Here is a 22,677-nt window from a genome sequence, read left to right on the forward strand (position 1 = left end):
GCTGAACGCGGGCATCCGGTATCGTGGGCGGATGAGCCTGACCCCCACTCCTGCCGCGGGACGCGGCGGTGTGGCGCGTGCGTTCCGCTACCTGTACCGCGTGCCGCTGCTGCTGATCCACCTGCTGGTCCTCCTGCCGCTGACCCTGCTGTCGATGGTGCCGCTCTGGGCCGGCCTGGACGTGGGCGGCGAGCGGCTGGAGCATCGCGTCGTTCGCGCCTGGTCGGCGGGGCTGATGTGGATCTTCGGTTTCCGCCTGCACCGCGAAGGCGCGCCGCTGGCGGGCGCGACCCTGTTCGTCGCCAACCACGTCAGTTGGGTGGACATCGAGATGCTGCACAGCCAGCGGATGATGGGTTTCGTCGCCAAGCGCGAAATCCGCGGCTGGCCGGTGGTGGGTTGGCTGGCCGAGCGTGGCGAGACCATTTTCCATCAGCGTGGCAGCCAGGAATCACTCGGCGGCGTGCTGCACGAAATGCTGCTGCGACTGCGCGCCGGGCGTTCGGTGGGCGTGTTTCCCGAGGGACGCACGCGCGACGGGCAGGAAGTCGGTCCGTTCCATGCGCGCATTTTCCTGGCCGCGGTCGAAGCCGAGGTGCCGGTGCAGCCGGTGGCGTTGCGCTACGGCCCGCATGCGAGCGCGCAGACGGTGGTGGCGTTCGCCCCCCGCGAGAGCTTCTTCGCCAATTTCCTGCGCCTGCTGGGCGAACCGTCGCGCGAAGCGGCGATCTGTTTCCTCGAGCCGATTCGGGTGAGCGACGTCGAAGGACGCCGGCGCATCGCCGATCTTGCCCGCGAGCGCATCATCGCGGCGATGCGGTAAGCTCGGTCGCTTCGGCGCGGGTGAGGGGCCCGCCCACGACAACTCGAAGGGGAGACCATGGCAGCACGTTGGTGGAAGGCAACGGGTCTGGTGCTTGTCGGCGCGGCGATGACCGCGCTCGCGATGGCGGACGGACCACCCAGGGCAATGCCCGCGTCTCCACCGCTTGCCGCCGCGAGCGCTCCCGAGGACGACATTCCATTCGCCGCCGCCGATGCGGCGGCGGTCAGCGTGCCGAGTTCGCCGCAGGCCTGGGGCGGGCCGCGCACCGGGCAGGAACCGACGCTTTCCGATCGCGTGGTCGACTACAGGATCCAGGTCAGCCTGGATCCGGACAAGCACACGCTCAAGGGCAAGCAGCAGCTGACCTGGCGCAACCGCAGCGATCGACCGGTGCGTTCGGTTTACCTGCACCTCTACCTCAATGCGTTCCGCAACGAGGGCAGCACCTTCTTCAGCGAGAAGCGCAACCTGGGTTTCGATTTCCGTTCCGACGTGCCGATGAAGGATGGCGAGTGGGGCTGGATCGACATGACCCGGGTCATGCAGGCTGGCGCCCCGGTGCCGCAGACCTTCGTGCAGCCGGACAACGGTCCGTCCACCGACATGACGGTGGTGCGGCTGGATCTGCCGCAGGCCGTCGCGCCCGGCGTCAGCACCACGCTGGACATCGATTTCGACGCGCAGTTGCCGCGCGTGATCGCGCGCACCGGCTACTTCGGCAGTTTCCACCTGATCGCGCAGTGGTTCCCGAAGATCGGCGTGCTGGAACTGCCGGGCGAGCGGGGCGCCACCGCGCCGCGCTGGAACGTGCACGAGTTCCACCTGCACAGCGAGTTCTACGCCGACTTCGGCAGCTACGATGTGACCCTGGACGTGCCCAGCGAGTATCGCGTGGGCGCGACCGGCGAGCTGCAGGGTACGCCCACGACCGCCAACGGACGCACCCGGCATCGCTACGTCCAGCATGATGTGCACGACTTCGCCTGGACGGCGGACAAGAACTATGCCGAACCGCTGCTGGGCGACTGGACGGGTCCGGGCAGCCCTCCGGTCAAGATCCGCGTGCTGTATCCGCCGGAATTCAAGGCCAGCGCCGCGCCCGCGCTGAAGGCGACGCAGGATTCGCTGACCTATTTCTCGCGCACGCTGGGGCCGTATCCGTACCGCACCGTGACGGTGGTGATTCCGGCCCACAACGCGACTGAAGCCGGTGGCATGGAGTACCCGACCTTCTTCACCGCCGATTCGTTCGAACAGGTGCCGGCGCTGGGCCTGAACGCGCTGGCGCTGGATTTCGTCACCATCCACGAGTTCGGCCACGGCTATTTCTACGGCATCCTCGCTTCCAACGAATTCGAGGAGCCGATGCTGGACGAAGGCCTCAACGAATACTGGGACCAGCGCATGCTGCGCGAGGCCGGCAACCGCTACATCGTCGCGCCCGAGTGGCTGCGCCGGCTGGGCGTGCGGCCGCACCTGGGCGAGTTCGAGCTGGAGCGGCTGGGCGCGCGGCTGGATGATCCGGCCGACGGCACCGGCGCCAATTCCTGGGGCCGGCTGTCGAGCAGCAGCTATGGCGCGGTGTATTCGCGCACGGCCACGGTGATGCGGGACCTGGAAGCGCAACTGGGCACGCCGGCCATCGAAAAGGCGTTCAAGGATTATTACGCCACCTGGAAGTTCAGGCATCCCAGCATCGCGGATCTGCGCGAATCGCTGGCGGTCTCGACCGGCCGCCGCGACGTCGTCGAGCGGGTGTTCGCCCAGCAGGTGTATGCCACCCGCAAGGTCGATGATCGCATCGAGCGTTTCACCAGCACCGAGGTGTTGCCGCTGGCCGGGTTCCAGATGGAAAAGGGCAAGCGCGTGGACGTGAGCGAGGCCGAACGCGACAAGCGGATCAGCCGGCAGCGCGAGGCGTGGGACAAGGCCAATCCCAAGGCCAGGCCCGGCAGCGGGCCGTTCCCGTGGCGGACCACGGTGCTGGTGCGCCGCGACGGCGCGGCGGTGCCGCAGACACTGGTGGTCACCTTCGCCGACGGCAGTCGCAAGACGGTGCAATGGGATGACGACGCGGCCTGGAAGCGGTTCGTGTGGGAGGGGCCGAGCAAGGCGGTGTCGGTGCAACTGGATCCGCAGAAGCTGCATTACCTCGACGCCAACAAGCTGGACGACAGCCGCACGCTGGAAAGCGATGGCAGCGCCGCCCGCCGTTGGAGCGCCGATTTCGCGGCGTTGTTCCAAGCCCTGCAGACCTTCCTGGTGAGCCTATGAGCACCCATTCCCGTTTCGGTTTCTGGCGCCAGTTGTTCGGCGCGTTCGGCGGCGCCCTGCAGTGGCGCGTGCTGGTGCTGTGGATGATCGCGCTCGGCGTGGTCGCGTTGATCGCGGCGTTCCCGGTCTGGCGCGCGCTGGACGGCGCGCTCGGCCACACCATCGACGCCGCCCGTCACGCGTTCGGTCTGGACGCGCTGGCACTGGCGGATCTCACCCGGGTCTTCGACAAGGACACCAGCGTGGGCTTCGGCGTGCTGGTCAGCCTGGTGTTGAGCCTGCTGCTGTCGCCCTGGCTGACCGGGGTGATGCTCGCCGGCATCCGCTACGGTCGCGCGGGACGGTTGGGCGTGCTCGCCGGCGAAGGCATGCGCGAGTACGGACGCCAGTTGCGCCTGATGATCTGGTCGCTGCTGCCGCTGGGCATCGCGATCGGCCTGGGGTCGTGGTGGATGGACATCGCCGCCACCCATGCCGAGGAAGCGGTGCTGGCTTCCAGCGCCCGCAATGGCGACCGGTTGGCGCTGGTCGGCGCGGTGCTGGTGTTCATCCTCGCACACGCCGGTATCGAACTGACCCGGGCGCGCATCGCGGTGCTGGACGACACCCGCTCGGTGCTCCGGGCATGGTGGCGCAGCTTCAAGCTGTTCCTGCGCCGCCCCTTCGCCGTACTGGGCCTGTACCTGCTGGTCTGCGTGATCGGCTTGGCGGTGGCGCTGGCGCTGGCGTGGCTGCGCAGCCGCGTGGCCGGCATTGGCTGGGGCGCGTTCGTGCTGGCGGTGTTCTGCGCGCAACTGGTGGTCGCGGCGCTGGCCTGGGTCCGGCTGGCGCGCCTGCGCGCGCTGGCCGCCTTGGTCGAGGACGATGCGGCGCGCCGGGCCGCCTGACGGAACGCTGCATGCCGCCGCGCGGGGGCCGCGCGGCGGCGGTTTTGGAGCGACAATGCCGCCATCCCCTCCCACGGGCATGGCTTGCCGTCGATGTTGACCGCTGCTGACTACCGACCTCCCCGCTGGCTGCGCAATCCGCACCTGCAATCGGTGCTGGGTTCCAGCCTGATCCGCCGCAGGCGTGGCGTGCACGCGCTGCAGCGCGTCGGCGCGACGAACGCCGAGGTCATCGTCGATGGCGGCGACGGGGTGCGCCTGCAGGGTTTCCACAGCCAGGTGCCGGGACGCGCGCCGCGCGCGCTGGCGGTGCTCCTGCATGGCTGGGAAGGCAGCGCCGACTCCAGCTACATGCGGATGACCGCGGCCGAACTGCTGCTGCGCGGTTTCGACGTGTTCCGGCTGAACTTCCGCGATCACGGCGATACCCATCACCTCAACGAGGAACTGTTCCATTCCAACCGCATCGACGAGGTCGTCCATGCGGTCGGCGATGTCGCGGCCCGCTTCCCGCCCCGGCCGATGGTGCTGGCGGGCTATTCGCTGGGCGGAAACTTCGCCCTGCGGGTGGCCCTGCGCGCGCAGCAGGCCGGCCTGCCGCTGCGACGGGTGGCCGCGGTCTGCCCGTTGCTGGATCCGCACCGGACCATGGACTACATCGAGAACGGGCTGCAGATCTACGACTGGTACTTCCGTCGCAAGTGGCGCAGCTCGCTGCTGCGCAAGCGCCAGTTGTTTCCGGAACGCCACGCCTACGATGACGCCGTGCTGGCGCAGGACATGCGCGGGCTGATGCGCTGGGTGGCCGAGCGCCACACCGGTTTCGGCACCCTGGAAGCCTATTTCGATGGCTACTCGATCGCCGGCGAACGCCTGGCCGGACTGCAGGTGCCGTCGGACATCCTGATGGCGCAGGACGATCCGGTCATCCCGTTCGAGGACTTCGAGCACTGGCACCTGCCGGCCACCGCGCATCTGGAAATCGCGCCCTGGGGCGGGCATTGCGGGTTCATCGAAAACGCCGCCTGCGACGGGTTCGCCGAGCGCTGGGTCGCCGATCGGCTGGAAGCCGCGCTGGCCGACGCCTGAGTGCCGCGCGGTTACCATGGCGGCTGAATCCAACGTCATCCAAGGAGTCCCGCGCATGCGCATCTGGAGCCGGAGTTTCGAACCCGGGCAAGCCATTCCCGCCGAATTCGCCATGGGCCAGCCGGATGGATTCGCCGGCAACCGCAATCCGCACCTGGCCTGGGACGACGTGCCGGCCGGCGCGCGCTCGTTCGCGCTGCTGTGCATCGATCCCGACGCGCCGACGGTCGCCGAGACGGTGGGCCGCGAGGACATGGAGATTCCGCACGACCAGCCGCGCGCCGATTTCGTCCACTGGACAATGATCGACATCCCGGCGGATGTGCGCGAAATCGCCGCCGGCAGTTGCAGTGACGGCGTCACCGCGCATGGAAAGGTGTCGCCACAAGGGCCTGCCGGAGCACGCCAGGGCTTGAACGACTATACCGGCTGGTTCGCCGGTGACGCGCAGATGGGTGGCGACTACCTGGGCTACGACGGTCCGTATCCGCCGTTCAACGATGCGCGCGTGCACCGCTATTTCTTCCGCCTTTACGCGCTGGACGTGGCTTCGCTGGACCTGCCGGATCGCTTCACCGCCGCGGATGTGCAGCGCGCGGTGCAGGGGCATGCGCTGGCCGAGGCCGCGGTGCAAGGAACCTACACACTCAACCCGCGACTGCGCTGAAGGAGGCGGGCCATGGAAGGTCACGACACGCAGGATCCCTATCGCGCGCCCATCGCTGCCACCGAAGTTGTGATTTCCCCGGAGGCCCTCGGTGAACCGGCGGCGAAGGTACGGCGGTTTTTCAACTGGCTCATCGACAAGGTGATGATCTGGGGCCTGGCCATGCTCGTGGGCATCCTCAATGCCACTTTCGTGGATGACACGTGGATGGCGTGGTTGATGACCGCACCCTGGTGGGCGGATTATGTGTTTGGTTGTGTACTGGTCCTGATCTACTACACGCTGATGGAAGGCCTGTTCGGCGTCACCGTCGGCAAGCTGATCACCGGCACCCGGGTGGTCGACGAACATGGCCAGCGCGTGGCGTTCCCGCGCGCGTTGCTGCGCAGCCTGTGCCGGCTGATTCCCTTCGAGATCTTCTCGCTGCTGGTCAGCGACGACGCCAATCCGCGTGGCTGGCACGACTCGCTCCCGCGCACGCGGGTGGTGATGCGCCGATCGCGGCCACCATTGCCGCCGGTGGCCGTCGCCGAATGAGGCAACAAAAAGGCCGGATCCCGACGGATCCGGCCTTTTGTTTTCCACGCTTTGCCGCGCGGCTTACTTCTTCACGTTCTCCGACTCGACCACCATGTCCAGCACGTAGGCGGTGTCGGACGCGTCGGCCGGCACCGGGTTGCGCTTGAAGCGCTTCACCCGCACCACGTTGCGGATGCCGGCTTCGTGGGTATAGCCCTCGATGTCCTCGTAGAAGTTCTGCCATTCGCCTTCGGACGATTTCACGCCCTTGTCGTCGTAGCGGATCTCGCGCACCTGCAGGCACTGCTTGTTCGGGATCAGCGGGTGGCTGCACGGCTTGGTTTCGGCCGCGACTTCCAGGAAGGCCTGCTCGCCGGGGCCGCCGTAACGGGTTTCGGCGGTGGCTTCGCCGGCGAAGGTCAACACGTCGCCACCGGCGGAGGTGAGGGTCAGGCGGGCTTCGTCGCCGCCCTGCACCACGACGGTGGAACTGCCTTCCAGGCGCTTGCCGGCTTCACCTTCCAGCGCCATCAGCTTGCTGTCGGCGCAGGCCATCTGGGTCGCTACCATCGGAGACACCGTCAGCTTGTCGCCTTCCAGGGTGTAGCCGCCGCCCATCCGGTTGCAGGCGTTGCTGACGCCCAGGCGTCCTTCGGCGAAGTCGAGGGTGAGCGGATGATCGGCGCGGGCGAACAGCGCATCGATGCGCTTGCCCTGCGCGTCCTTGGCGTCCTGCAGGCGCCAGTGGTACGCACCGAGCGCGGCGGCACCGGTGGGTGCGGCCGGCGTGGCGGCGGCCGGAGTGGTCGCGGCGGGCGGTTCGGTGCCGGCCGGAGGCGCCGCATCCGGGGTCGGCTTGGCGCAGGCGGCCAGGGCGATCGGCAGGGCAAGCAGGATGAGTCGTTTCATGGGGTTCTCCTTGAAGGGTGACCAGTGCAAACGCGTGGACGCCTGGAACGGGGTGAAACCGGCGCGACGCCGGGCGGTACCGCTCAGGAACCGTTCGGGGAAGCGCCGATCCCCGGGTCACCGCAGGGCGCTGGTATGGCTCAGCTTCCGGCGGGCATCAACAGCAGCAGGAGCGCGCCGAAAACGATGCGGTAGAAAGCGAAGCCGGTGTAGCGGTGGGACTTGATATAGCCCAGCAACCATTTGACGACGATGAAACCGGTCATCGTGGCGGCGGCGAAGGCCAGGCCGACCTCGCCCCAGTTCTCGCTGCCGATGGCGCCGTCCTTGACCAGTTCCAGGAACGCGTAGCTGCTGGCCGCAAACATGGTGGGGATGCCCACCAGGAACACGAACTCGGTGGCCGACGAACGCCGGCTGGTGCCGGCCAGCATCGCCATGAAAATGGCCGCGGCCGAACGAGAGGTGCCGGGAAACACGCCCGCCACGACTTGCGCCAGGCCCACCAGCACCGCCACCTTCCATGTGATGTTGGGCTGGTCGCCGCGCTTGCCGGCGAAATGCTCGGCCACCAGCATCCACACGCCGCCGATGATCAGCGCCCAGGCGATCGGGGTCAGGGTTTCGGGCAGTTCCCAGCCGGCCAGCCGCACCGGCAGGCCGACCAGGGCGGTGACCAGGAAGGCGGTGATGATCTTGGCGATGTAGTCGCGGTTGGCCGGTTCGCGCCAGCCGCGGGCCAGTTCCCACAGGCGATCGCGGAACACCAGGGTGATGGCGAGGATGGCGCCGGCCTGGATGACGATGTTGAAGAAGTCGGAGCGATGGCCGAGCCAGCGCTCGGCGATGAGCAGGTGACCGGTGCTGGAGATGGGCAGGAATTCGGTGATGCCTTCGATGATGCCGAGCAGGAGCGCGGCGAGCAGGTCGGTCATGGGACGCGGACAGGTGGGCGGGAAGCGACAAGGATAGAGGATTCCCGATGTCACATATTGGTGCGTTGCTTGCTAAGTTGGCACCACAAAGGTGCATTCCGCCAATGCGAGGTGAATTTCAGTCCTTTAAAAACAATCGCTTATCGGATTCCCTGGGTTGGCACACTGTTTGCTGAAGAGAAGGCACGTTCCTACCAACCCGAGGTTCCAAGATGTCTGCGGACAATGTTGAAAAGCTGATCAAGGACAACAAGGTCGAGTTCGTCGACCTGCGTTTCGCGGACGTCCGCGGCGTGCAGCATCACGTCACCTTCCCGGTCAACATCGTGGAGCCCTCGCTGTTCGAGGACGGCAAGATGTTCGACGGCAGCTCGATCGCCGGCTGGAAGGGCATCAACGAATCCGACATGGTGCTGCTGCCCGACGCCAGCACCGCCTTCCTGGACCCGTTCACCGCCGATCCGACCATCGTGCTGACCTGCGACGTGCTGGATCCGGCCACCATGCAGGGTTATTCGCGCTGCCCGCGCGGCGTCGCCAAGCGCGCCGAGGCCTACCTGAAGTCCAGCGGCATCGCCGACCAGGCGTTCTTCGGCCCGGAACCGGAATTCTTCATCTTCGACTCCGTGCGCTACGCCAATGAAATGGGCCACACCTTCTTCAAGATCGATTCCGAGGAAGCGGCCTGGAACAGCGGCACCAAGTACGAGGGCGGCAACAGTGGCTATCGTCCGGGCGTGAAGGGTGGCTACTTCCCGGTCGCCCCGGCCGACACCCTGCACGACATCCGCGCCGAAATGTGCAAGACCCTGGAGCAGGTCGGCATCGAAGTCGAAGTGCACCACCACGAAGTCGCCACCGCCGGCCAATGCGAAATCGGCACCAAGTTCAACTCGCTGGTCAAGAAGGCCGACGAGCTGCTGACGATGAAGTACATCATCAAGAACGTGGCCTTCCGCAACGGCAAGACCGCCACCTTCATGCCCAAGCCGATCGTCGGCGACAACGGCAGCGGCATGCACGTGCACCAGTCGCTGGCCAAGGGCGGCACCAACCTGTTCTCCGGCGACGGCTACGGCGGCCTGTCGCAGATGGCGCTGTGGTACATCGGCGGCATCTTCAAGCACGCCCGCGCGATCAACGCCTTCACCAACTCGGGCACCAACAGCTACAAGCGCCTGGTGCCGGGCTTCGAGGCGCCGGTGATGCTGGCTTATTCGGCCCGCAACCGTTCGGCTTCCTGCCGCATTCCGTGGGTGTCCAACCCGAAGGCGCGCCGCATCGAGATCCGTTTCCCGGATCCGCTGCAGACCGGCTACCTGACCTTCGCCGCGCTGATGATGGCCGGCCTGGACGGCATCAGGAACCAGATCGATCCGGGCGCGCCCAGCGACAAGGACCTGTACGACCTGCCGCCGGAAGAAGAGAAGAACATCCCGCAGGTCTGCTCCAGCCTCGACCAGGCGCTGGAAGCGCTGGACAAGGACCGCGACTTCCTCAAGGCCGGCGGCGTGTTCAGCGACGACTTCATCGATGGCTACATCGCGCTGAAGATGCAGGAAGTGACCAAGTTCCGCGCGGCCACGCACCCGCTGGAATACCAGCTGTACTACGGCAACTGAGCAACCGCGGCGATGGCGACGGAATCCCCTCCCACCCGTCGCCATCGCCGCACCTCGACCCGGCTGGGGAGCCGGGGAGCCGCACCGCTTCAAGGAGATCGCAACACCGGCAACACAGGGGAACGCAACACAGAGCAACACAGGAGAGAACCATGAGCCGCCACTCCCTCCCACGTCACCTACCGTCACCGCGATGCATCGCGGCGACGGTTTGTGCGGCTCATGGGTTGTTCCGCACCGAGAACGTGTCCGCCGCCAGGGGGCTGCGCGCACGGGTGTCCTGAAACCACCGGCCGGCTGCGGCCGGCCGGTTCCATCCACCATCGGGGTATGCGCATGAAACTGATCACCGCCATCATCCGGCCGTTCAAACTCGACGAGGTCCGAGAGTCCTTGTCGCAGGCGGGCGTGTCCGGCATCACCGTCACCGAAGTGAAAGGCTTCGGCCGGCAGAAGGGCCACACCGAGCTGTATCGCGGCGCCGAGTACGTCGTCGATTTCCTGCCCAAGATCAAGATCGAAACCGTCGTCACCGACGAACGCCTGGAAGCGGTCATCGAGGCCATCCAGCAGGCCGCCGGCACCGGCAAGATCGGCGACGGCAAGATCTTCGTGACCACCATCGACCAGGTCATCCGCATCCGCACCGGCGAAGTCGGCGCGGACGCGCTCTAACACTCGGAGCCCCACATGAAGACTCGACTGTTCGACGGGTGGAAAGCCCGTGCGCAAGCGTTGTGCCTGGCCGCCGTATGCGGCGTGATGACGATGGGGTTCGCGGCCGGCGTTTCGGCCCAGGATCCGGCGCCCGCGCCGGCATCCGCATCGGCGCAGGAAACCGCGGCACCGGCCGCCACCGAAGTTGTGGCGCCGGTCGCCGAAACCACGCCCGCAGCCACCGCGTCCGCCGAAGCCGCTCCGGCCGCCGAAGCCGCACCGGTGGTGGAAAAGGGCGACGTCGCCTGGATGCTCACCTCCACCCTGCTGGTGCTGCTGATGGTGGTGCCGGGCCTGGCGCTGTTCTACGGCGGCATGGTGCGTTCGAAGAACGTGCTGTCGGTGCTGATCCAGGTAGCCACCGTGTTCTCGCTGCTGGTAATCCTGTGGGTGTTCTACGGTTACAGCCTGGCGTTCTCGGGCGAGGGACCGTGGATCGGCAATCTCGACAAGGCGTTGCTGAAAGGCGTGACGCTGGAATCGCTGGCGGCGACCTTCAGTGCCGGCGTGAGCCTGCCGGAGTACGTGTTCGTCGCATTCCAGGCGACCTTCGCCGGCATCACCGGCGCGCTGATCGTCGGTGCGTTTGCCGAACGGGCCAAGTTCGCCGCGGTCGTGCTGTTCTCGGTGCTGTGGTTCACCTTCGGCTACCTGCCGCTGGCGCACATGGTGTGGGCCGCGGGCGGATTCCTGTTCGAGAAGGGCGCGCTGGATTTCGCCGGCGGCACCGTGGTGCACATCAATGCGGGCATCGCCGGCCTGGTCGGTGCCTACTTCGTCGGCCGTCGCGTGGGCTTCGGGCGTGAGGCGCTGAAGCCACACAACGTGACCTTCACGTTCGTCGGCGCCTCGCTGCTGTGGGTGGGCTGGTTCGGCTTCAACGCCGGTTCCAACCTGGAAGCCAATGCCGGCGCGGCGCTGGCCTTCCTCAACACCCTGCTAGCCACCGCCGCGGCGATTCTGGGCTGGGCGGCGACCGAGAAGTTCACCAAGGGCAAGTCCTCGGCGCTGGGCGTGGCGTCCGGCGCGGTCGCCGGCCTGGTCGGTATTACCCCGGCGTGCGGCACGGTCGGACCGTTCGGCGCGATCGTCATCGGCCTGGCCGCCGGCGTGATCTGCGTGTGGGGCGTGAATGGCCTCAAGCGCCTGCTGGGCGCGGACGACAGCCTGGACGTGTTTGGCGTGCATGGCCTGGGCGGCATCGTCGGCGCGATCCTCACCGGCGTGTTCAGCGCCGCCTCGCTGGGCGGGGTGAAGGGCGAGGGTTACGACATCGCCAGCCAGGTCGGCATCCAGGCGTTGGGCGTCGGCATCACCATCGTCTGGATTGGCGTGGTGTCGGTGGTCTCGTTCCTGATCGCCAAGCTGGTGTTCGGCCTGCGGGTGGCCGAGGAAGCCGAGCGCGAGGGCCTGGATATCACGTCCCACGGCGAATCGGCCTACGAGGCCTGATTCCCGCCACCGGGCCGGCTTTGCACTAAACTGGTGCAATGCCGGCCCCGGTGACTTTCCCCATGTTTCCCGCACCCGCTCCCGATGCGCTCAGCACGCCGGTGGCCTGGGCCGATGCCGGCGGCCACATCGCCGGGGTCAACGCGGCGTTCGCCCGCTGGCTGGGCGTCAGCGCCCGGCGCCTGCAGGGACAGCCACTGGCGGCACTGGAAATGGAGGGTGACGCGATGGCGCGTTTCCTGGAAAACACCGATCATGACGTGCTGCGCCTGCACCGCATGGCGCTGGGCATGCCGGGCGGCGAGGCGCCGCGCTTCGCCGAGGGCTGGCTGTCGCGGCTGGACGGCGGCGGCTGGCTGCTGGAGGCGCACCCGGTGGACGAATTCCCGGCCCCGGATCCGACCCAGGTGCTGCCGAGCGCCCTGGGCGCCGCGCTCAAGGGGCTGGCACATGAACTGCGCAACCCGCTCGCCGGCCTGAAGGGCGCCGCGCAACTGCTGGCGCGGCGGGCCGGGCAGCGCACCGACAATGAGGACGAGCGCGAACTGATCGACCTGATCGAATCGGAAATCGGTCGCCTCAACACCCTGCTGGATCAGTTGCTGTCGCCGGCGCCGCAGCGGCCGCATGCGCCGCTGAACATCCATGCGGTGCTGGAGCGCGTGTTGCGTCTGGCCGAAACCGAGGGCGGCTGGTCGGTGCGCCTGCAACGCGACTACGACCCCAGCCTGCCGGAACTGCCCGGCGATGCGGACCGGCTGACCCAGGCAGTCTGGAACCTGGTGCGCAACGCGATCCAGGCCGGCGCCGCCAGCGTCGTGCTGCGCACGCGGGTGGAACATGGCCTGCGCATCCACGATCACCTGCACACGATGGCGCTGCGCGTGGAAATCATCGATGACGGCCGTGGCGTGCCCGAGGAACTGGCCGAACACCTGTTCCTGCCGCTGGTCAGCGGGCGCGCCGAAGGCAGCGGGCTGGGCCTGGCGCTGGCCCAGCAGGTGGCGCGCGAACATCGCGGCACCCTGACCTACCGTTCGCGTCCCGGCCATACCGTTTTCACCCTGCTGTTGCCGCCGGGGAGCGACGAGGAAGAGGAACGCCATGTCCACTGACAGCGCCACGCCCCATCTGCAACGCATCTGGGTGGTCGACGACGACCGCTCGGTGCGCTTCGTCCTTGCCACCGCGCTACGCGACGCGGGCTACGACGTGGATGGTTTCGACAGCGCCGCCGCGGCGTTGCAGGCATTGGGTGCGCGTGGCGCACCGGACCTGCTGTTCACCGATGTGCGCATGCCCGGCGACGATGGGCTGGTGCTGCTGGACAAGCTCAAGGCCACGCATCCGCAATTGCCGGTAATCGTGATGTCGGCCTACACCGACGTCGCCAGCACTGCCGGCGCGTTCCGCGGCGGCGCGCACGAGTTCCTGTCCAAGCCCTTCGATCTCGACGATGCCGTCGCCCTGGCTGCGCGCGCGCTGCCGGATGCCGAGCAGGATGTCTCCGCGGCCATGGAACCGGCCGGTTCCGTGCCGGGCCCGCCCCGCCTGATTGGCGACACCCCGGCGATGCGCGCGCTGTTCCGCGCGATCGGGCGGCTGGCGCAGGCGCCGCTGTCGGTGCTGATCAATGGCGAAACCGGTACCGGCAAGGAACTGGTCGCGCGCGCGCTGCACCAGGAATCGCCGCGTGCGCGCAAGCCGTTCGTCGCGCTCAACACCGCCGCGATTCCCGCCGAACTGCTGGAGAGCGAATTGTTCGGCCACGAGGCCGGCGCCTTCACCGGCGCGCAGAAACGCCACATCGGCCGCTTCGAGCAGGCCGACGGCGGCACCTTGTTCCTGGACGAAATCGGCGACATGCCGCTGCCCCTGCAGACCCGCTTGCTGCGCGTGCTCGCCGAGGGTGAATTCTTCCGCGTGGGCGGGCGTGAGCTCATCCGGGTCGATGTGCGGGTGATCGCCGCGACCCATCAGCATCTGGAAACGCTGGTCGCCGAAGGCCGTTTCCGTGCCGACCTGCTGCACCGCCTCGACGTGGTGCGCCTGCAGTTGCCACCATTGCGCGAACGCCTGGCCGACGTGCCGCAGCTGGCCGACAACTTCCTGGCCGCCGCCACCCGCAAGCTGGACATCGCGCCCAAGCGCTTCTCGCACGCGGCGCAGGTGCAGTTGCAGTCGTATGCCTGGCCCGGCAACGTCCGCGAACTGGAAAACGTGTGCTGGCGATTGGCGGCGCTCGCGCCGGGCGATGTCATCAGCGGCGCCGATCTGGAAGCGGTGTTGCCGCGTGGTGGAATCCGCAATCCGCCGGCCACCTCCGCGGGCGAGTGGGACGAAGCCTTGGCCGGCTGGGCCCGCGCGCGCCTGGTCGAAGGCGCCGATGGCCTGCACGCCGAGGCGCGCGAACGCTTCGATCGGACCCTGCTGGAAGTGGCCCTTGAATTCACCCAGGGCCGACGCGCCGAGGCCGCGTCGCGGCTGGGCGTGGGGCGCAACACGGTGACGCGCAAGCTGGGCCCGGGACGCAAGCGGCGCTGAATTCATTGCACCTGAATGAAGCTGAGGTTACGTTTGCGTGCTCACGCTTCCAGGAGATCGCCATGCGTACCGCACTGCTCGCCACCGTCACCGCCGTCGCGCTTGCCGCCTGCGGCAGCAACCCGAAGCCGGCGGAACAGCCCGCCGCCCCGGCCGCCACCAGCACCGCCAAGCAGGGCATCGCGAACCTCGCCTCGGCGTCGGGAAGCCTGGTCAGCGGCAAGATCACGCTGGTGCCGATGGCCGATGGCGTGCACCTGACCGGCGAAGTCGGCGGACTGCCGGCCAACAGCGCGCATGGATTCCACGTGCACGAGAAAGGCGATTGCAGCGCGGTGGACGCCAGCAGCGCCGGCCCGCACTTCAATCCGACCGCGACCACCCACGGCAAGGCCGGCGGTGGCGCGCACCATGCCGGCGACATGGACAATGTCACCGCCAACGCCGAAGGCGTGGCCCGCATCAACGTGCACCTGACCGGCGTGACTCTCGGCGGCGGCGCGCCCAACGACATCGCCGGGCGGGCGCTGATCGTGCACGGCTCGCCGGACGACTACACCAGCCAGCCCGCCGGCAACGCCGGCGCGCGCGTGGCCTGCGGGATCATCACCGTCACCCAGTGACGGTCACGCGGGAACGGCGCAACGCGTCGTTCCCGCTATCGCCCGGCTCAGGGTTGGCCCAGGGCGTCGCGCGGATCCGCATAGCCGGCGCAGTGCGCGAACAGCACCGGAATGCCGTGCGCTTCCAGTACCGCGGCGAATTGCTGCTGGCGGGCGAGGAAATGGTTGTAGGCGCGCTCCAGCCGTTCTTCGGTGGCTTCCTGCGGCGCGTAGCGCGCACGCCAGGCGGAAGGCTCGAACAGCGCGATGCGTACTTCGCCGTCCAGGTAGCGCAGCAGCGGCTCCGGCGATGCGTCCAGCCATTCTTCCCGATCCGGCGCGAGCAGCGCGGTCTCGATGATCGGCCAGAGCGAATCGAGACCGCCGTGGCCATACTGCATCGCGGTCATGGCGGCGAGATCATGCAGGGTCAGGTAGCGCGCGTGTTCGATCTGCGCGCCGAAGGCCTGCTGCGCGAGCAGCGCGGTATCGGCCTGGGCCATGCCGGTCTCCAGCAGGATCGCTTCCAACCGTTCGGCAACTTCGGAAACCGTATGGTTCTCGCCGCTGAGCAGGAACGGCAGCACGCGCAGCGGCCCGCCCGCCAGATCGTTCTCGGCGGCGAATGGCAGCGGGACTTCCCCGTGCTCATCCGCGCCGAAGGCGATCATCCGCGGACCGCTGTTGCGGCCGGGCGCGCGCTGCTGCAGCTCCTGCAGGCGACGATGCAGCGGCCAGCCCGGGCGCAGCGCCTCGGCGGGGTCGAAATGCGCCGCGGCCAGGGTCAGATCCAGATCGCGGATGGCGGGCACCAGCGCAGCCAGGTCGCGGCCAATCCGCTCCACCAGCATGGCGGCGTCGGCGGGCCGCAGCGCGGCCTGCGCAGGGGCGTTTCCGGCGGAGAGTTCCAGCGCCAGGAATCCCTTCACGTCGGCGGTCGTTGCGGATGCGGTCATATCAAGGTTTGGCGGCGATGGAGGGGGGCATTACACTCTCGCATTATGCCTGCCGCCGCCGCGGCTTCCGAACCACCGCACCGTGATGAGGTCCTCCATGCCAGCCGCCCGTCCCGTCGCCATCCTCGGTGGCGTCCGCATTCCGTTCTGCCGGCAGAACACCGCCTATGCGGATGTGGGCAACCTGGGCATGTCGGTGCGCACGCTCGGCGCGCTGGTCGAGCGCTTCGGCCTGCATGGCCAGCAACTCGGCGAAGTGGCGATGGGCGCGGTGATCAAGCATTCCAGCGACTGGAACCTGGGCCGTGAAGCCACGCTGTCCTCCGGACTTTCGCCGCTGACGCCGGGCATCACCCTGCAGCGCGCCTGCGGTACCAGCCTGGACAGCATCATCACCGTCGCCAACAAGATTTCGCTGGGACAGATCGAATCGGGCATCGGCGGCGGTTCGGACACCACCTCCGACGTGCCGATCGTCTACGGCAGGAAGCTGCGCGCGCGCATCCTCGCCGCCAATCGCGCCAAGACCACGCAGGACAAGATCAAGACGCTGGTGAAGGGCTTCAAGTTCAGCGAGCTCAAGCCCGAGTTTCCCGGCGTGGCCGAGCCGCGCACCGGCAAGAGCATGGGCGATCATTGCGAGGACATGGCCAAGGAATGGAACATTTCCCGCGATTCGCAGGACGAACTGGCGGTGGCCTCGCACAAGAAGCTGGCGGCGGCCTACGAGCGCGGTTTCTTCAGTGATCTGATCGCGCCGTTCCGCGGACTGGAGCGCGACAACATCCTGCGTCCGGACACCTCGCTGGAAAAGCTCGCCACGCTCAAGCCGGCGTTCGACAAGACTTCCGGGCGCGGCACCTTGACCGCGGCCAACTCCACGCCGCTGACCGACGGCGCGGCCGCGGTGCTGCTGTCCAGCGAGGAATGGGCACGCACGCACGGGCACGAACCGCTGGCCTACCTGCGCGACGCGCAGGTGGCGGCGGTCGACTTCGTGCACGGCGAGGGCCTGCTGATGGCGCCGACCGTCGCGGTGCCGGAAATGCTCAAGCGCCACGGCCTGACGCTGCAGGATTTCGATTTCTATGAAATCCACGAAGCCTTCGCCGCGCAGGTGCTGTGCACGCTGCGCGCGTGGGAAAGCGAGGACTACTGCCGCAACCGGCTGGGCCTGGACGCGCCGCTGGGCCGGATCGATCCGGAGAAGATGAACCCGAATGGTTCCTCGCTCGCCACCGGCCATCCGTTCGCCGCGACCGGTGCGCGCATCGTCGCCACCGCCGCCAAGGAACTGAAGCAGCGTGGTGGCGGCCGTTGCCTGGTGTCGATCTGCACCGCCGGCGGCATGGGCGTGGTCGCGATCATCGAGCGCTGATTCGCACATACACGACCGGGTAGGAGCGCCGTCCCGGCGCGAGCTCCTTCTCGTGGACGCGCGAGGCAATCGGGGACGAGCCCGCGGAACAGCTCGCGGCCGGAGGCCGCTCCTACCGATTGTATGCGGGATGCGCGGTTTGTCAGCCGCGCAGGCGCGGCAGGCCGTGTTCGTCGCGTTCCTCGACCACCGCCGCATCGAAAATCTTCTGCTTCATGTCGCGCCCCGGCAGTTCGATCGCCGGCTCGCCGCGCAGCGCACGCAACGCGTTGGCGAAACTGCGCCGCGCGCTGGCTTCGTCGCCAACGGCGGCGAAACCTTCACCCAGTTCTTCCCATGCGTCCGCCCCGGCTCCCTGCGCCAGCGCGCGGTGCAGGAATTCCTGCGCCTGCGGCCACTGTCCCTGCTGGCGGGCAAGCCGCGCCAGCGTGACCAGCAGCGCGGGACTGGCCGGGTGCGCCTGCAGCCAGCGCTGCGCGCTCGCCCGGCGCGAATCGGCCTTGCCCACCGGCAGCCGTCCATACAGCGCGACCAGGGATTCGTCCCAACGTACGTCGATGGCCGACTCCAGGCTGCGAATGGCGGCATCTTCCCAGCGCATCGCGGCCGCGCGCTCGGCATAGGCGGCGACCACCGCGGGATCGTTGCGCAGCGGCTTGGACAGGGTTTCCCAGCGCTCCGCCAGCACGTTGGCGTCGCCGGCCTCGCGCACCGCGCGGGCAGCCAGTTCCTTTTCCAGCGTATCGAGCCGACCGCCCGACAGTGACTGTTGTTGCTTCATCGCGCCCAGCAGGCCATAGGCTTCGCCACTGCGATTGAGCTGGGCGAGCGCCTGCGCGCGCAGCGACAGTCCGCGCGGCGGCAGCGGCTGCGCGGCAGGGGATTCCAGCGCGGTCAGCGCTTCGATCGGGGATTGGCGGGCCAGCGCGCGATCGGCGGTGGTCAACGCATGGGCCGCCGCGCTGCGCTGCGCGAGCGCTTCCAGATGGCGGCGGGCGGCGGCCTCGTCCTCGCGGGCATCGGCCGCGCGCACTGCGGCGATCCGCGCGATTGCGCCCACTTCATCATCCTCGGCGGCGCGTTCCAGCAACTTTTCCGCACGGTTCCAGTGGCCGCCATGCAGGTTGTCCAGGCCCTCGATCAGGCGCGCGCGCGCCTGCTTCCGGCGATGCCGAGCCCAGGCGCGGAACGGCAGGGTCAGCAGTTTGAGCAGCAGCCAGATGACGCCGGCGACCAGCAGCAGCGACAGCAGCGCGCGCGGCACGTCGGTTTCCCAGTCGTTGCCGCCGAACTCCACGAATACCCGGCCAAAATCACGAGTGTGTTCCTGCGCCAACCATTGCGCGGCGAACACGCCGACGGCCAGCAGGATCAGCAGGATGACGGTGGTGCGGAACACCTTCATGGCACGGTCTCCTCCTCCAGTCGGGTCGCCGTGGCAGCGGGAGGCGGCGCGGTGAAACCCGCGGAGCGCAGGCTGCGCAGCTGTTCCAGGGTACTGCCCAGCAGCAGCACGTCGTCGCGCAGCGGCAGCCGGCGCATCGCCGCCAACTGCTGGCGACCCTGACGCAGTGCCGGTGAATCCGGCCACAACCGGGTGATCCATTGATCGATGCGGTTCAGCGAGGCCAGGAAGCCGGCCGCGTCGCCGCGTTCCAGTGCCGCGTGCGCCAGGCTGATCTCGATGCGCAGCGCGGCTTCGCCGGCATTGCGATCGGAGGGAGCGACGAACGCCGCCTGGCGGCTCGGCCGCACATCCACCAGCGGCGCCAGCCAGCGCTGCCAGCGGCGTTGCTCGGTCACCGCCGACGCCGCTGCCGTGCGCTGCGGCAACCCCGCCAGGCCCGCGGCGAAAGCGTCCAACTGCCGGCTCAGGCGCGCGCGTGGTCCCGCACCCTGCGCCTCCAATGCCTGGCGCTCCTGCGCGAGGGTCTGCTTCAGATTGAGCAGACGATGATCGTCGATGCCTTCCAGCGCGCCGGCAGCCAATGCGTAGGCATGACGGGCACCGTCGCGATCATCGGCCACGCTCAGCCGCTGCCCGGCCAGCGACAGCAGCATCTCCACTTCGTCCAGGCGCAGGGCCTGCGCGCCGTGGCGGCTCGGGTCGGACAGCTTGGCGACGCTTTCCTCGAGCAGGGCGCCGCGCTGGCCCAGGCCCAGCACTTCATCGCGCAACACGCGGTTGGTCGCGGCCGCGTCCTGGACACGCTGGGTCAGCGTGCGTTGATCGCGACGCACCGATTCCAGCCGCTGTTCGATGGCGCCCAGGCGCTGCGCGGCATCGGCGGCTTGCGCCTGTGCCTGCGCGTCGCGCGCCTTCCAGCCGCGCCAGCCCAGCGCAGCGACGGCGGCCAGCGCGATCAGCGCCAGCAGCCAGATGAACGCACCGCGGCCGCCGCGGCGATCCCGGTTACCGGAAGGAGAAGGGGAAGGGTTTTCGTCGTTCACTCGACCGTCCTTGTTGTCGTTCTGGCGGGCGTCGTGGGCTCATGCTAGCGGATCGGGCCGCGACAGGGCGGTTTCCGCGGCGTCCAGCATGTGCGCGTTGCGAGGTCCGGCGGCCTGCAGCACGCGCGCGAAACCGGTTTGCGATGCCTGCGTCGCGAGTCGTTCGCTGGCGGCGATCGCCGGCAGGCGCCGCAGCGTTTCGAGTGCGGTCGACGGCAGTTGCGCCACCAGCCGTTCGAGCGCACCGCCGCTGCTGATCAACACGCAGGCCGGCGCGCGCAACTGTTCCAGCGCACGCAGGCTGCGCGCCGACACGGCCACGTCCGTTCGTTCATAAACGTCGGCGCGTTCCAGGCGGGCACCGCGCTCCGCCAGGCCGGGCGCCAGCAGGTTGCGGCCGGCCGGCGCGGTCACGAAGCCGATCCGTTTGCCCGCGATCGCTTGCAGTTCGGGCAGGGCCAGCAGGCCTTCGCTGTCCATCTGCGCAGGCGCCGAGACCCGAGCGATGCCCTGGCGACGCAGCGCGTGCGCGGTGCCACTGCCCACGGCGAGCCATGTCTGTCCCGGCGCGGCCTGCAGATGCTGCAGGCTCGCGGCGGCGGCAACGGCCGCCGGGCTGGTGAACAGCACGAGGTCGCCTTGCAGGGCACGCGCCAGCGCTGCGCGCGCGGCTTCGTCCCCGCGCACGGCGATCCGCCACGGCGACAACGCCAGCAGCCCGGCGCCGCGCCGCGCCGCCGCGCGGCGTAGCGCCTCATGCCCGCCCTGCGGCCGCAGCGAGATCACGTACCATCCTGCGTCTTTATCCGAAGCCATGGGCGGATTATCCGTGATGAATGCCGAAGCCGCGCTGGATCGCCTGCGTGCGTATTGTCGCGGGATGCCGCCGGTCGCCGCCATGCAGGTGGAGGTTGCCGGCTATGCGGATGGCGTATTGCGCCTGACGGCTCCGCTGGCGCGGAACGTCAATGACAAGGGCACTGCGTTCGGCGGCAGCCTGACTTCGCTGATGACGGTGGCCGGCTGGGGACGGGTCACGCTCGGCCTGGATCTGGCCGGCGAATCCGCCGAAGTGTATGTAGCGGACAGCAACATCCGCTATCTCGCGCCGCTGCGTTCGGATCTGCAGGCAGAAGCCCGGCTGGCGCCGGGCGAATCCTGGGAGACCTTCCTGGCCACCCTGCGCCAGCGCGGGCGGGCGCGGATCCAGGTCGAGGCGGTGGTGTACCTGCCCGATGGCGGCGCGGCCACCACCTTGAGCGGTCGTTTCGTTGCCATCGCGAGGCGGTAGGATGGAGGTACCTGTGGGGGAGGGGAACCGATGCCGATGAGCCTGCGCTGGGTACTGCTGGTGGTCCTGGCGATCGCCGCGTTCGGTGTGCAGGCCGCGGGAGGGCGGCAGCGGGCCAAGCTGGAACAGGCCCAGAACGCCTACGCGGCGGCGATTCGCTGGGGCGATTTCGAAGGCGCATGGACCTTCGTCGAGCCCGCCTACGCCGCGGCGCACCCGATGGGCGAATTCGAGCTGCGGCGCTACGAGCAGGTCCAGGTATCCGGCTATCGCGACCTGTCCAGCCTGGTGGAACCGGACGAGGTGGTCGTGCGCCTGATCGAGGTCCGGGTGATCAACCGCCATACCCAGGCCGAGCGAACCCTGCGCTACCGCGAGCGCTGGCGCTGGGACGCCGAGGGCAAGCGCTGGTGGCTGGTCGGTGGCCTGCCGGACTTCTGGGAAGGCGAATAGCGCCCCCGCCGCAGTCCGCGCCGCTATGCGACAATCGCGGTTTGCCCAGACCCGCGTATTCCCGTGAGTTTCGAAAAACTGCAGGCGTTCGTCGCCCATAGCCCGGTCCTGTCGCTGCTGCTCGTCGGCCTGACCGCGGTGATCATCTACACCGAAATCGCCCGCCTGTTCCGCGGCTACAAGGCCCTGCGCCCGGCCGAGCTCACTGGTCTCATCAACCGTGAGAACGCGTTGGTGGTGGATCTGTCGGCCACCGGCGATTTCGAGAAGGGGCACATCGCCGGCAGCCGCAACGTCGCGCCCAGCCAGTTCGACCCGGAGAGCAAGCTGCTGTCCCCGGCCAAGGCGCTGCCGGTGGTGATGGTGTGCCGCAATGGCCAGGCGTCCGCGGACGCGGCCAAGCGCCTGAAGAAGGCCGGCTTCACCCAGGTGTATTGGCTGGATGGCGGTATCGCCGCCTGGCAGCAGGCCGACCTGCCGCTGATCAAGGGCCGCTGAGCCGCCCTTGATTCCGGGCGGGCGCGTCGCCAAGACATGCCATAATCACCCTCTTTACTTTCCGTTCAACCGAATTCCCGGAGTTTCGAAATGTCCGAAGAAACCAACAACGGCGCCGTCGCGCCGGCCGAAGCTGGCGCCGCGTTCACCGTCGAGAAGATCTACGTCAAGGACGTTTCGTTCGAAGTCCCGGGTGCGCCGGCCATCTTCACCGAGAACGTGCAGCCGGACCTGCAGCTCAACCTCAACCAGCGCGTGCAGCGCCTGAACGAGAACGCGTTCGAAGTCGTGCTCGGCGTCACCCTGACCTGCAAGGCCGGCGACAAGACCGCGTACGTGGCCGAAGTCCAGCAGGCCGGCATCTTCGGCCTGGTCGGCCTGGAGCCGCAGGCGGTCGACGTGCTGCTCGGCACCCAGTGCCCGAACATCCTGTTCCCGTACGTGCGCCAGCTGGTCAGCGACCTGGTCCAGTCCGGCGGCTTCCCGCCGTTCTTCCTGCAGCCGATCAACTTCGACGCCCTGTACGCCGAAACCCTGCGCCAGCGCGCCGCGCAGCAGGGTGGCGACGGCGAACTGGCCAACACGGAACCGGCGGGCAACGCCTGAT

23 protein-coding genes are annotated in these 22,677 nt (G+C 68.4%); 17 read left to right on the forward strand and 6 right to left on the reverse strand.

Going from position 1 to position 22,677, the window contains the following annotated elements; genetic code table 11:
* Positions 1 to 31: 31 nt before the first annotated feature.
* The 6 genes from FHW78_RS11200 to FHW78_RS11225 all read left to right on the forward strand — a co-directional run bounded on the left by FHW78_RS11200 (position 32) and on the right by FHW78_RS11225 (position 6,280).
* A complete protein-coding gene (locus FHW78_RS11200) occupies positions 32 to 823 on the forward strand; it encodes a lysophospholipid acyltransferase family protein (protein ID WP_183640201.1) in 792 nt (263 codons plus the stop codon).
* A gap of 57 nt (positions 824 to 880) precedes the next feature.
* Positions 881 to 3,100, forward strand: coding sequence for a M1 family metallopeptidase (locus tag FHW78_RS11205; protein WP_255443197.1), 2,220 nt, complete (start codon positions 881 to 883; stop codon positions 3,098 to 3,100).
* Positions 3,097 to 3,987, forward strand: coding sequence for a hypothetical protein (locus tag FHW78_RS11210; protein WP_183640203.1), 891 nt, complete (start codon positions 3,097 to 3,099; stop codon positions 3,985 to 3,987). The genes FHW78_RS11205 and FHW78_RS11210 overlap by 4 nt, the downstream gene beginning before the upstream one ends.
* 96 nt (positions 3,988 to 4,083) lie before the next feature.
* The gene (locus FHW78_RS11215; RefSeq protein ID WP_183641361.1) at positions 4,084 to 5,076 is read left to right on the forward strand and encodes an alpha/beta fold hydrolase; all 993 of its coding nucleotides are present in this window, start codon (positions 4,084 to 4,086) and stop codon (positions 5,074 to 5,076) included.
* 55 nt (positions 5,077 to 5,131) lie between these two features.
* Entirely contained in the window at positions 5,132 to 5,743 is a 612-nt protein-coding gene (locus tag FHW78_RS11220; protein ID WP_183640206.1) for a YbhB/YbcL family Raf kinase inhibitor-like protein, read from the forward strand.
* A 12-nt stretch (positions 5,744 to 5,755) separates the two neighbouring features.
* Positions 5,756 to 6,280 carry an RDD family protein gene (locus FHW78_RS11225; protein ID WP_183640209.1) on the forward strand — a complete coding sequence of 175 codons (525 nt, stop codon included), beginning with the start codon at positions 5,756 to 5,758 and terminating at the stop codon, positions 6,278 to 6,280.
* 63 nt (positions 6,281 to 6,343) lie between these two features.
* Here the strand turns inward: FHW78_RS11225 and FHW78_RS11230 are convergent, their stop codons facing one another.
* Positions 6,344 to 7,171, reverse strand: a complete 828-nt coding sequence (locus tag FHW78_RS11230; RefSeq protein WP_183640211.1) for an META and DUF4377 domain-containing protein — start codon at positions 7,169 to 7,171, stop codon at positions 6,344 to 6,346.
* A 140-nt stretch (positions 7,172 to 7,311) separates the two neighbouring features.
* Positions 7,312 to 8,106, reverse strand: coding sequence for an undecaprenyl-diphosphate phosphatase (locus tag FHW78_RS11235; protein ID WP_183640214.1), 795 nt, complete (start codon positions 8,104 to 8,106; stop codon positions 7,312 to 7,314).
* Positions 8,107 to 8,318: 212 nt separating this feature from the next.
* Here FHW78_RS11235 and glnA point away from each other — a divergent pair, with 212 nt between their 5' ends.
* From glnA to FHW78_RS11265, 6 genes are all read left to right on the forward strand, one after another.
* Positions 8,319 to 9,728 (forward strand): type I glutamate--ammonia ligase, encoded by a 1,410-nt coding sequence (gene glnA, locus FHW78_RS11240; RefSeq protein ID WP_141454571.1) that lies wholly within the window; start codon positions 8,319 to 8,321, stop codon positions 9,726 to 9,728.
* A 336-nt stretch (positions 9,729 to 10,064) separates the two neighbouring features.
* A complete protein-coding gene (locus FHW78_RS11245; RefSeq protein WP_055941078.1) occupies positions 10,065 to 10,403 on the forward strand; it encodes a P-II family nitrogen regulator in 339 nt (112 codons plus the stop codon).
* 15 nt (positions 10,404 to 10,418) lie between these two features.
* Positions 10,419 to 11,897: an ammonium transporter gene (locus FHW78_RS11250; RefSeq protein WP_183640217.1), complete on the forward strand. Its 1,479-nt coding sequence runs from the start codon at positions 10,419 to 10,421 to the stop codon at positions 11,895 to 11,897.
* A 62-nt stretch (positions 11,898 to 11,959) separates the two neighbouring features.
* Positions 11,960 to 13,012 carry an ATP-binding protein gene (locus FHW78_RS11255; RefSeq protein ID WP_183640219.1) on the forward strand — a complete coding sequence of 351 codons (1,053 nt, stop codon included), beginning with the start codon at positions 11,960 to 11,962 and terminating at the stop codon, positions 13,010 to 13,012.
* Complete coding sequence (ntrC, locus tag FHW78_RS11260; RefSeq protein WP_183640222.1) at positions 13,002 to 14,441, forward strand: nitrogen regulation protein NR(I); 1,440 nt, start codon at positions 13,002 to 13,004, stop codon at positions 14,439 to 14,441. Before FHW78_RS11255 ends, ntrC begins: the two co-directional genes overlap by 11 nt.
* Before the next feature lie 62 nt (positions 14,442 to 14,503).
* Positions 14,504 to 15,064, forward strand: coding sequence for a superoxide dismutase family protein (locus FHW78_RS11265; protein ID WP_183640224.1), 561 nt, complete (start codon positions 14,504 to 14,506; stop codon positions 15,062 to 15,064).
* Positions 15,065 to 15,111: 47 nt separating this feature from the next.
* Here FHW78_RS11265 and FHW78_RS11270 read toward each other — a convergent pair whose 3' ends face one another.
* Positions 15,112 to 15,999, reverse strand: coding sequence for a hypothetical protein (locus tag FHW78_RS11270; RefSeq protein WP_183640226.1), 888 nt, complete (start codon positions 15,997 to 15,999; stop codon positions 15,112 to 15,114).
* A gap of 97 nt (positions 16,000 to 16,096) precedes the next feature.
* Between FHW78_RS11270 and FHW78_RS11275 the strand changes: the two genes are divergently transcribed.
* Entirely contained in the window at positions 16,097 to 17,377 is a 1,281-nt protein-coding gene (locus tag FHW78_RS11275) for an acetyl-CoA C-acetyltransferase (RefSeq protein WP_183640232.1), read from the forward strand.
* A 142-nt stretch (positions 17,378 to 17,519) separates the two neighbouring features.
* Here FHW78_RS11275 and FHW78_RS11280 read toward each other — a convergent pair whose 3' ends face one another.
* The 3 genes from FHW78_RS11280 to FHW78_RS11290 form a co-directional block, all read right to left on the reverse strand.
* Complete coding sequence (locus FHW78_RS11280; RefSeq protein ID WP_183640235.1) at positions 17,520 to 18,782, reverse strand: heme biosynthesis HemY N-terminal domain-containing protein; 1,263 nt, start codon at positions 18,780 to 18,782, stop codon at positions 17,520 to 17,522.
* Positions 18,779 to 19,759 (reverse strand): uroporphyrinogen-III C-methyltransferase, encoded by a 981-nt coding sequence (locus tag FHW78_RS11285; RefSeq protein ID WP_183641363.1) that lies wholly within the window; start codon positions 19,757 to 19,759, stop codon positions 18,779 to 18,781. Before FHW78_RS11285 ends, FHW78_RS11280 begins: the two co-directional genes overlap by 4 nt.
* A 108-nt stretch (positions 19,760 to 19,867) precedes the next feature.
* Complete coding sequence (locus tag FHW78_RS11290) at positions 19,868 to 20,644, reverse strand: uroporphyrinogen-III synthase (RefSeq protein WP_183640237.1); 777 nt, start codon at positions 20,642 to 20,644, stop codon at positions 19,868 to 19,870.
* A gap of 16 nt (positions 20,645 to 20,660) precedes the next feature.
* Between FHW78_RS11290 and FHW78_RS11295 the strand changes: the two genes are divergently transcribed.
* The 4 genes from FHW78_RS11295 (at position 20,661) to secB (ending at position 22,676) form a co-directional block, all read left to right on the forward strand.
* Positions 20,661 to 21,119 carry a YiiD C-terminal domain-containing protein gene (locus FHW78_RS11295; RefSeq protein WP_235996641.1) on the forward strand — a complete coding sequence of 153 codons (459 nt, stop codon included), beginning with the start codon at positions 20,661 to 20,663 and terminating at the stop codon, positions 21,117 to 21,119.
* A 36-nt stretch (positions 21,120 to 21,155) separates the two neighbouring features.
* The gene (locus FHW78_RS11300) at positions 21,156 to 21,572 is read left to right on the forward strand and encodes a hypothetical protein (RefSeq protein ID WP_183640242.1); all 417 of its coding nucleotides are present in this window, start codon (positions 21,156 to 21,158) and stop codon (positions 21,570 to 21,572) included.
* 63 nt (positions 21,573 to 21,635) lie between these two features.
* Positions 21,636 to 22,070, forward strand: a complete 435-nt coding sequence (locus tag FHW78_RS11305; RefSeq protein WP_183640245.1) for a rhodanese-like domain-containing protein — start codon at positions 21,636 to 21,638, stop codon at positions 22,068 to 22,070.
* A 90-nt stretch (positions 22,071 to 22,160) separates the two neighbouring features.
* Positions 22,161 to 22,676, forward strand: coding sequence for a protein-export chaperone SecB (gene secB / locus FHW78_RS11310; protein ID WP_183640248.1), 516 nt, complete (start codon positions 22,161 to 22,163; stop codon positions 22,674 to 22,676).
* Position 22,677 lies beyond the last annotated feature (1 nt).

This window comes from Pseudoxanthomonas sp. OG2, from assembly GCF_014192765.1.
Lineage (GTDB): Bacteria > Pseudomonadota > Gammaproteobacteria > Xanthomonadales > Xanthomonadaceae > Pseudoxanthomonas_A > Pseudoxanthomonas_A beigongshangi.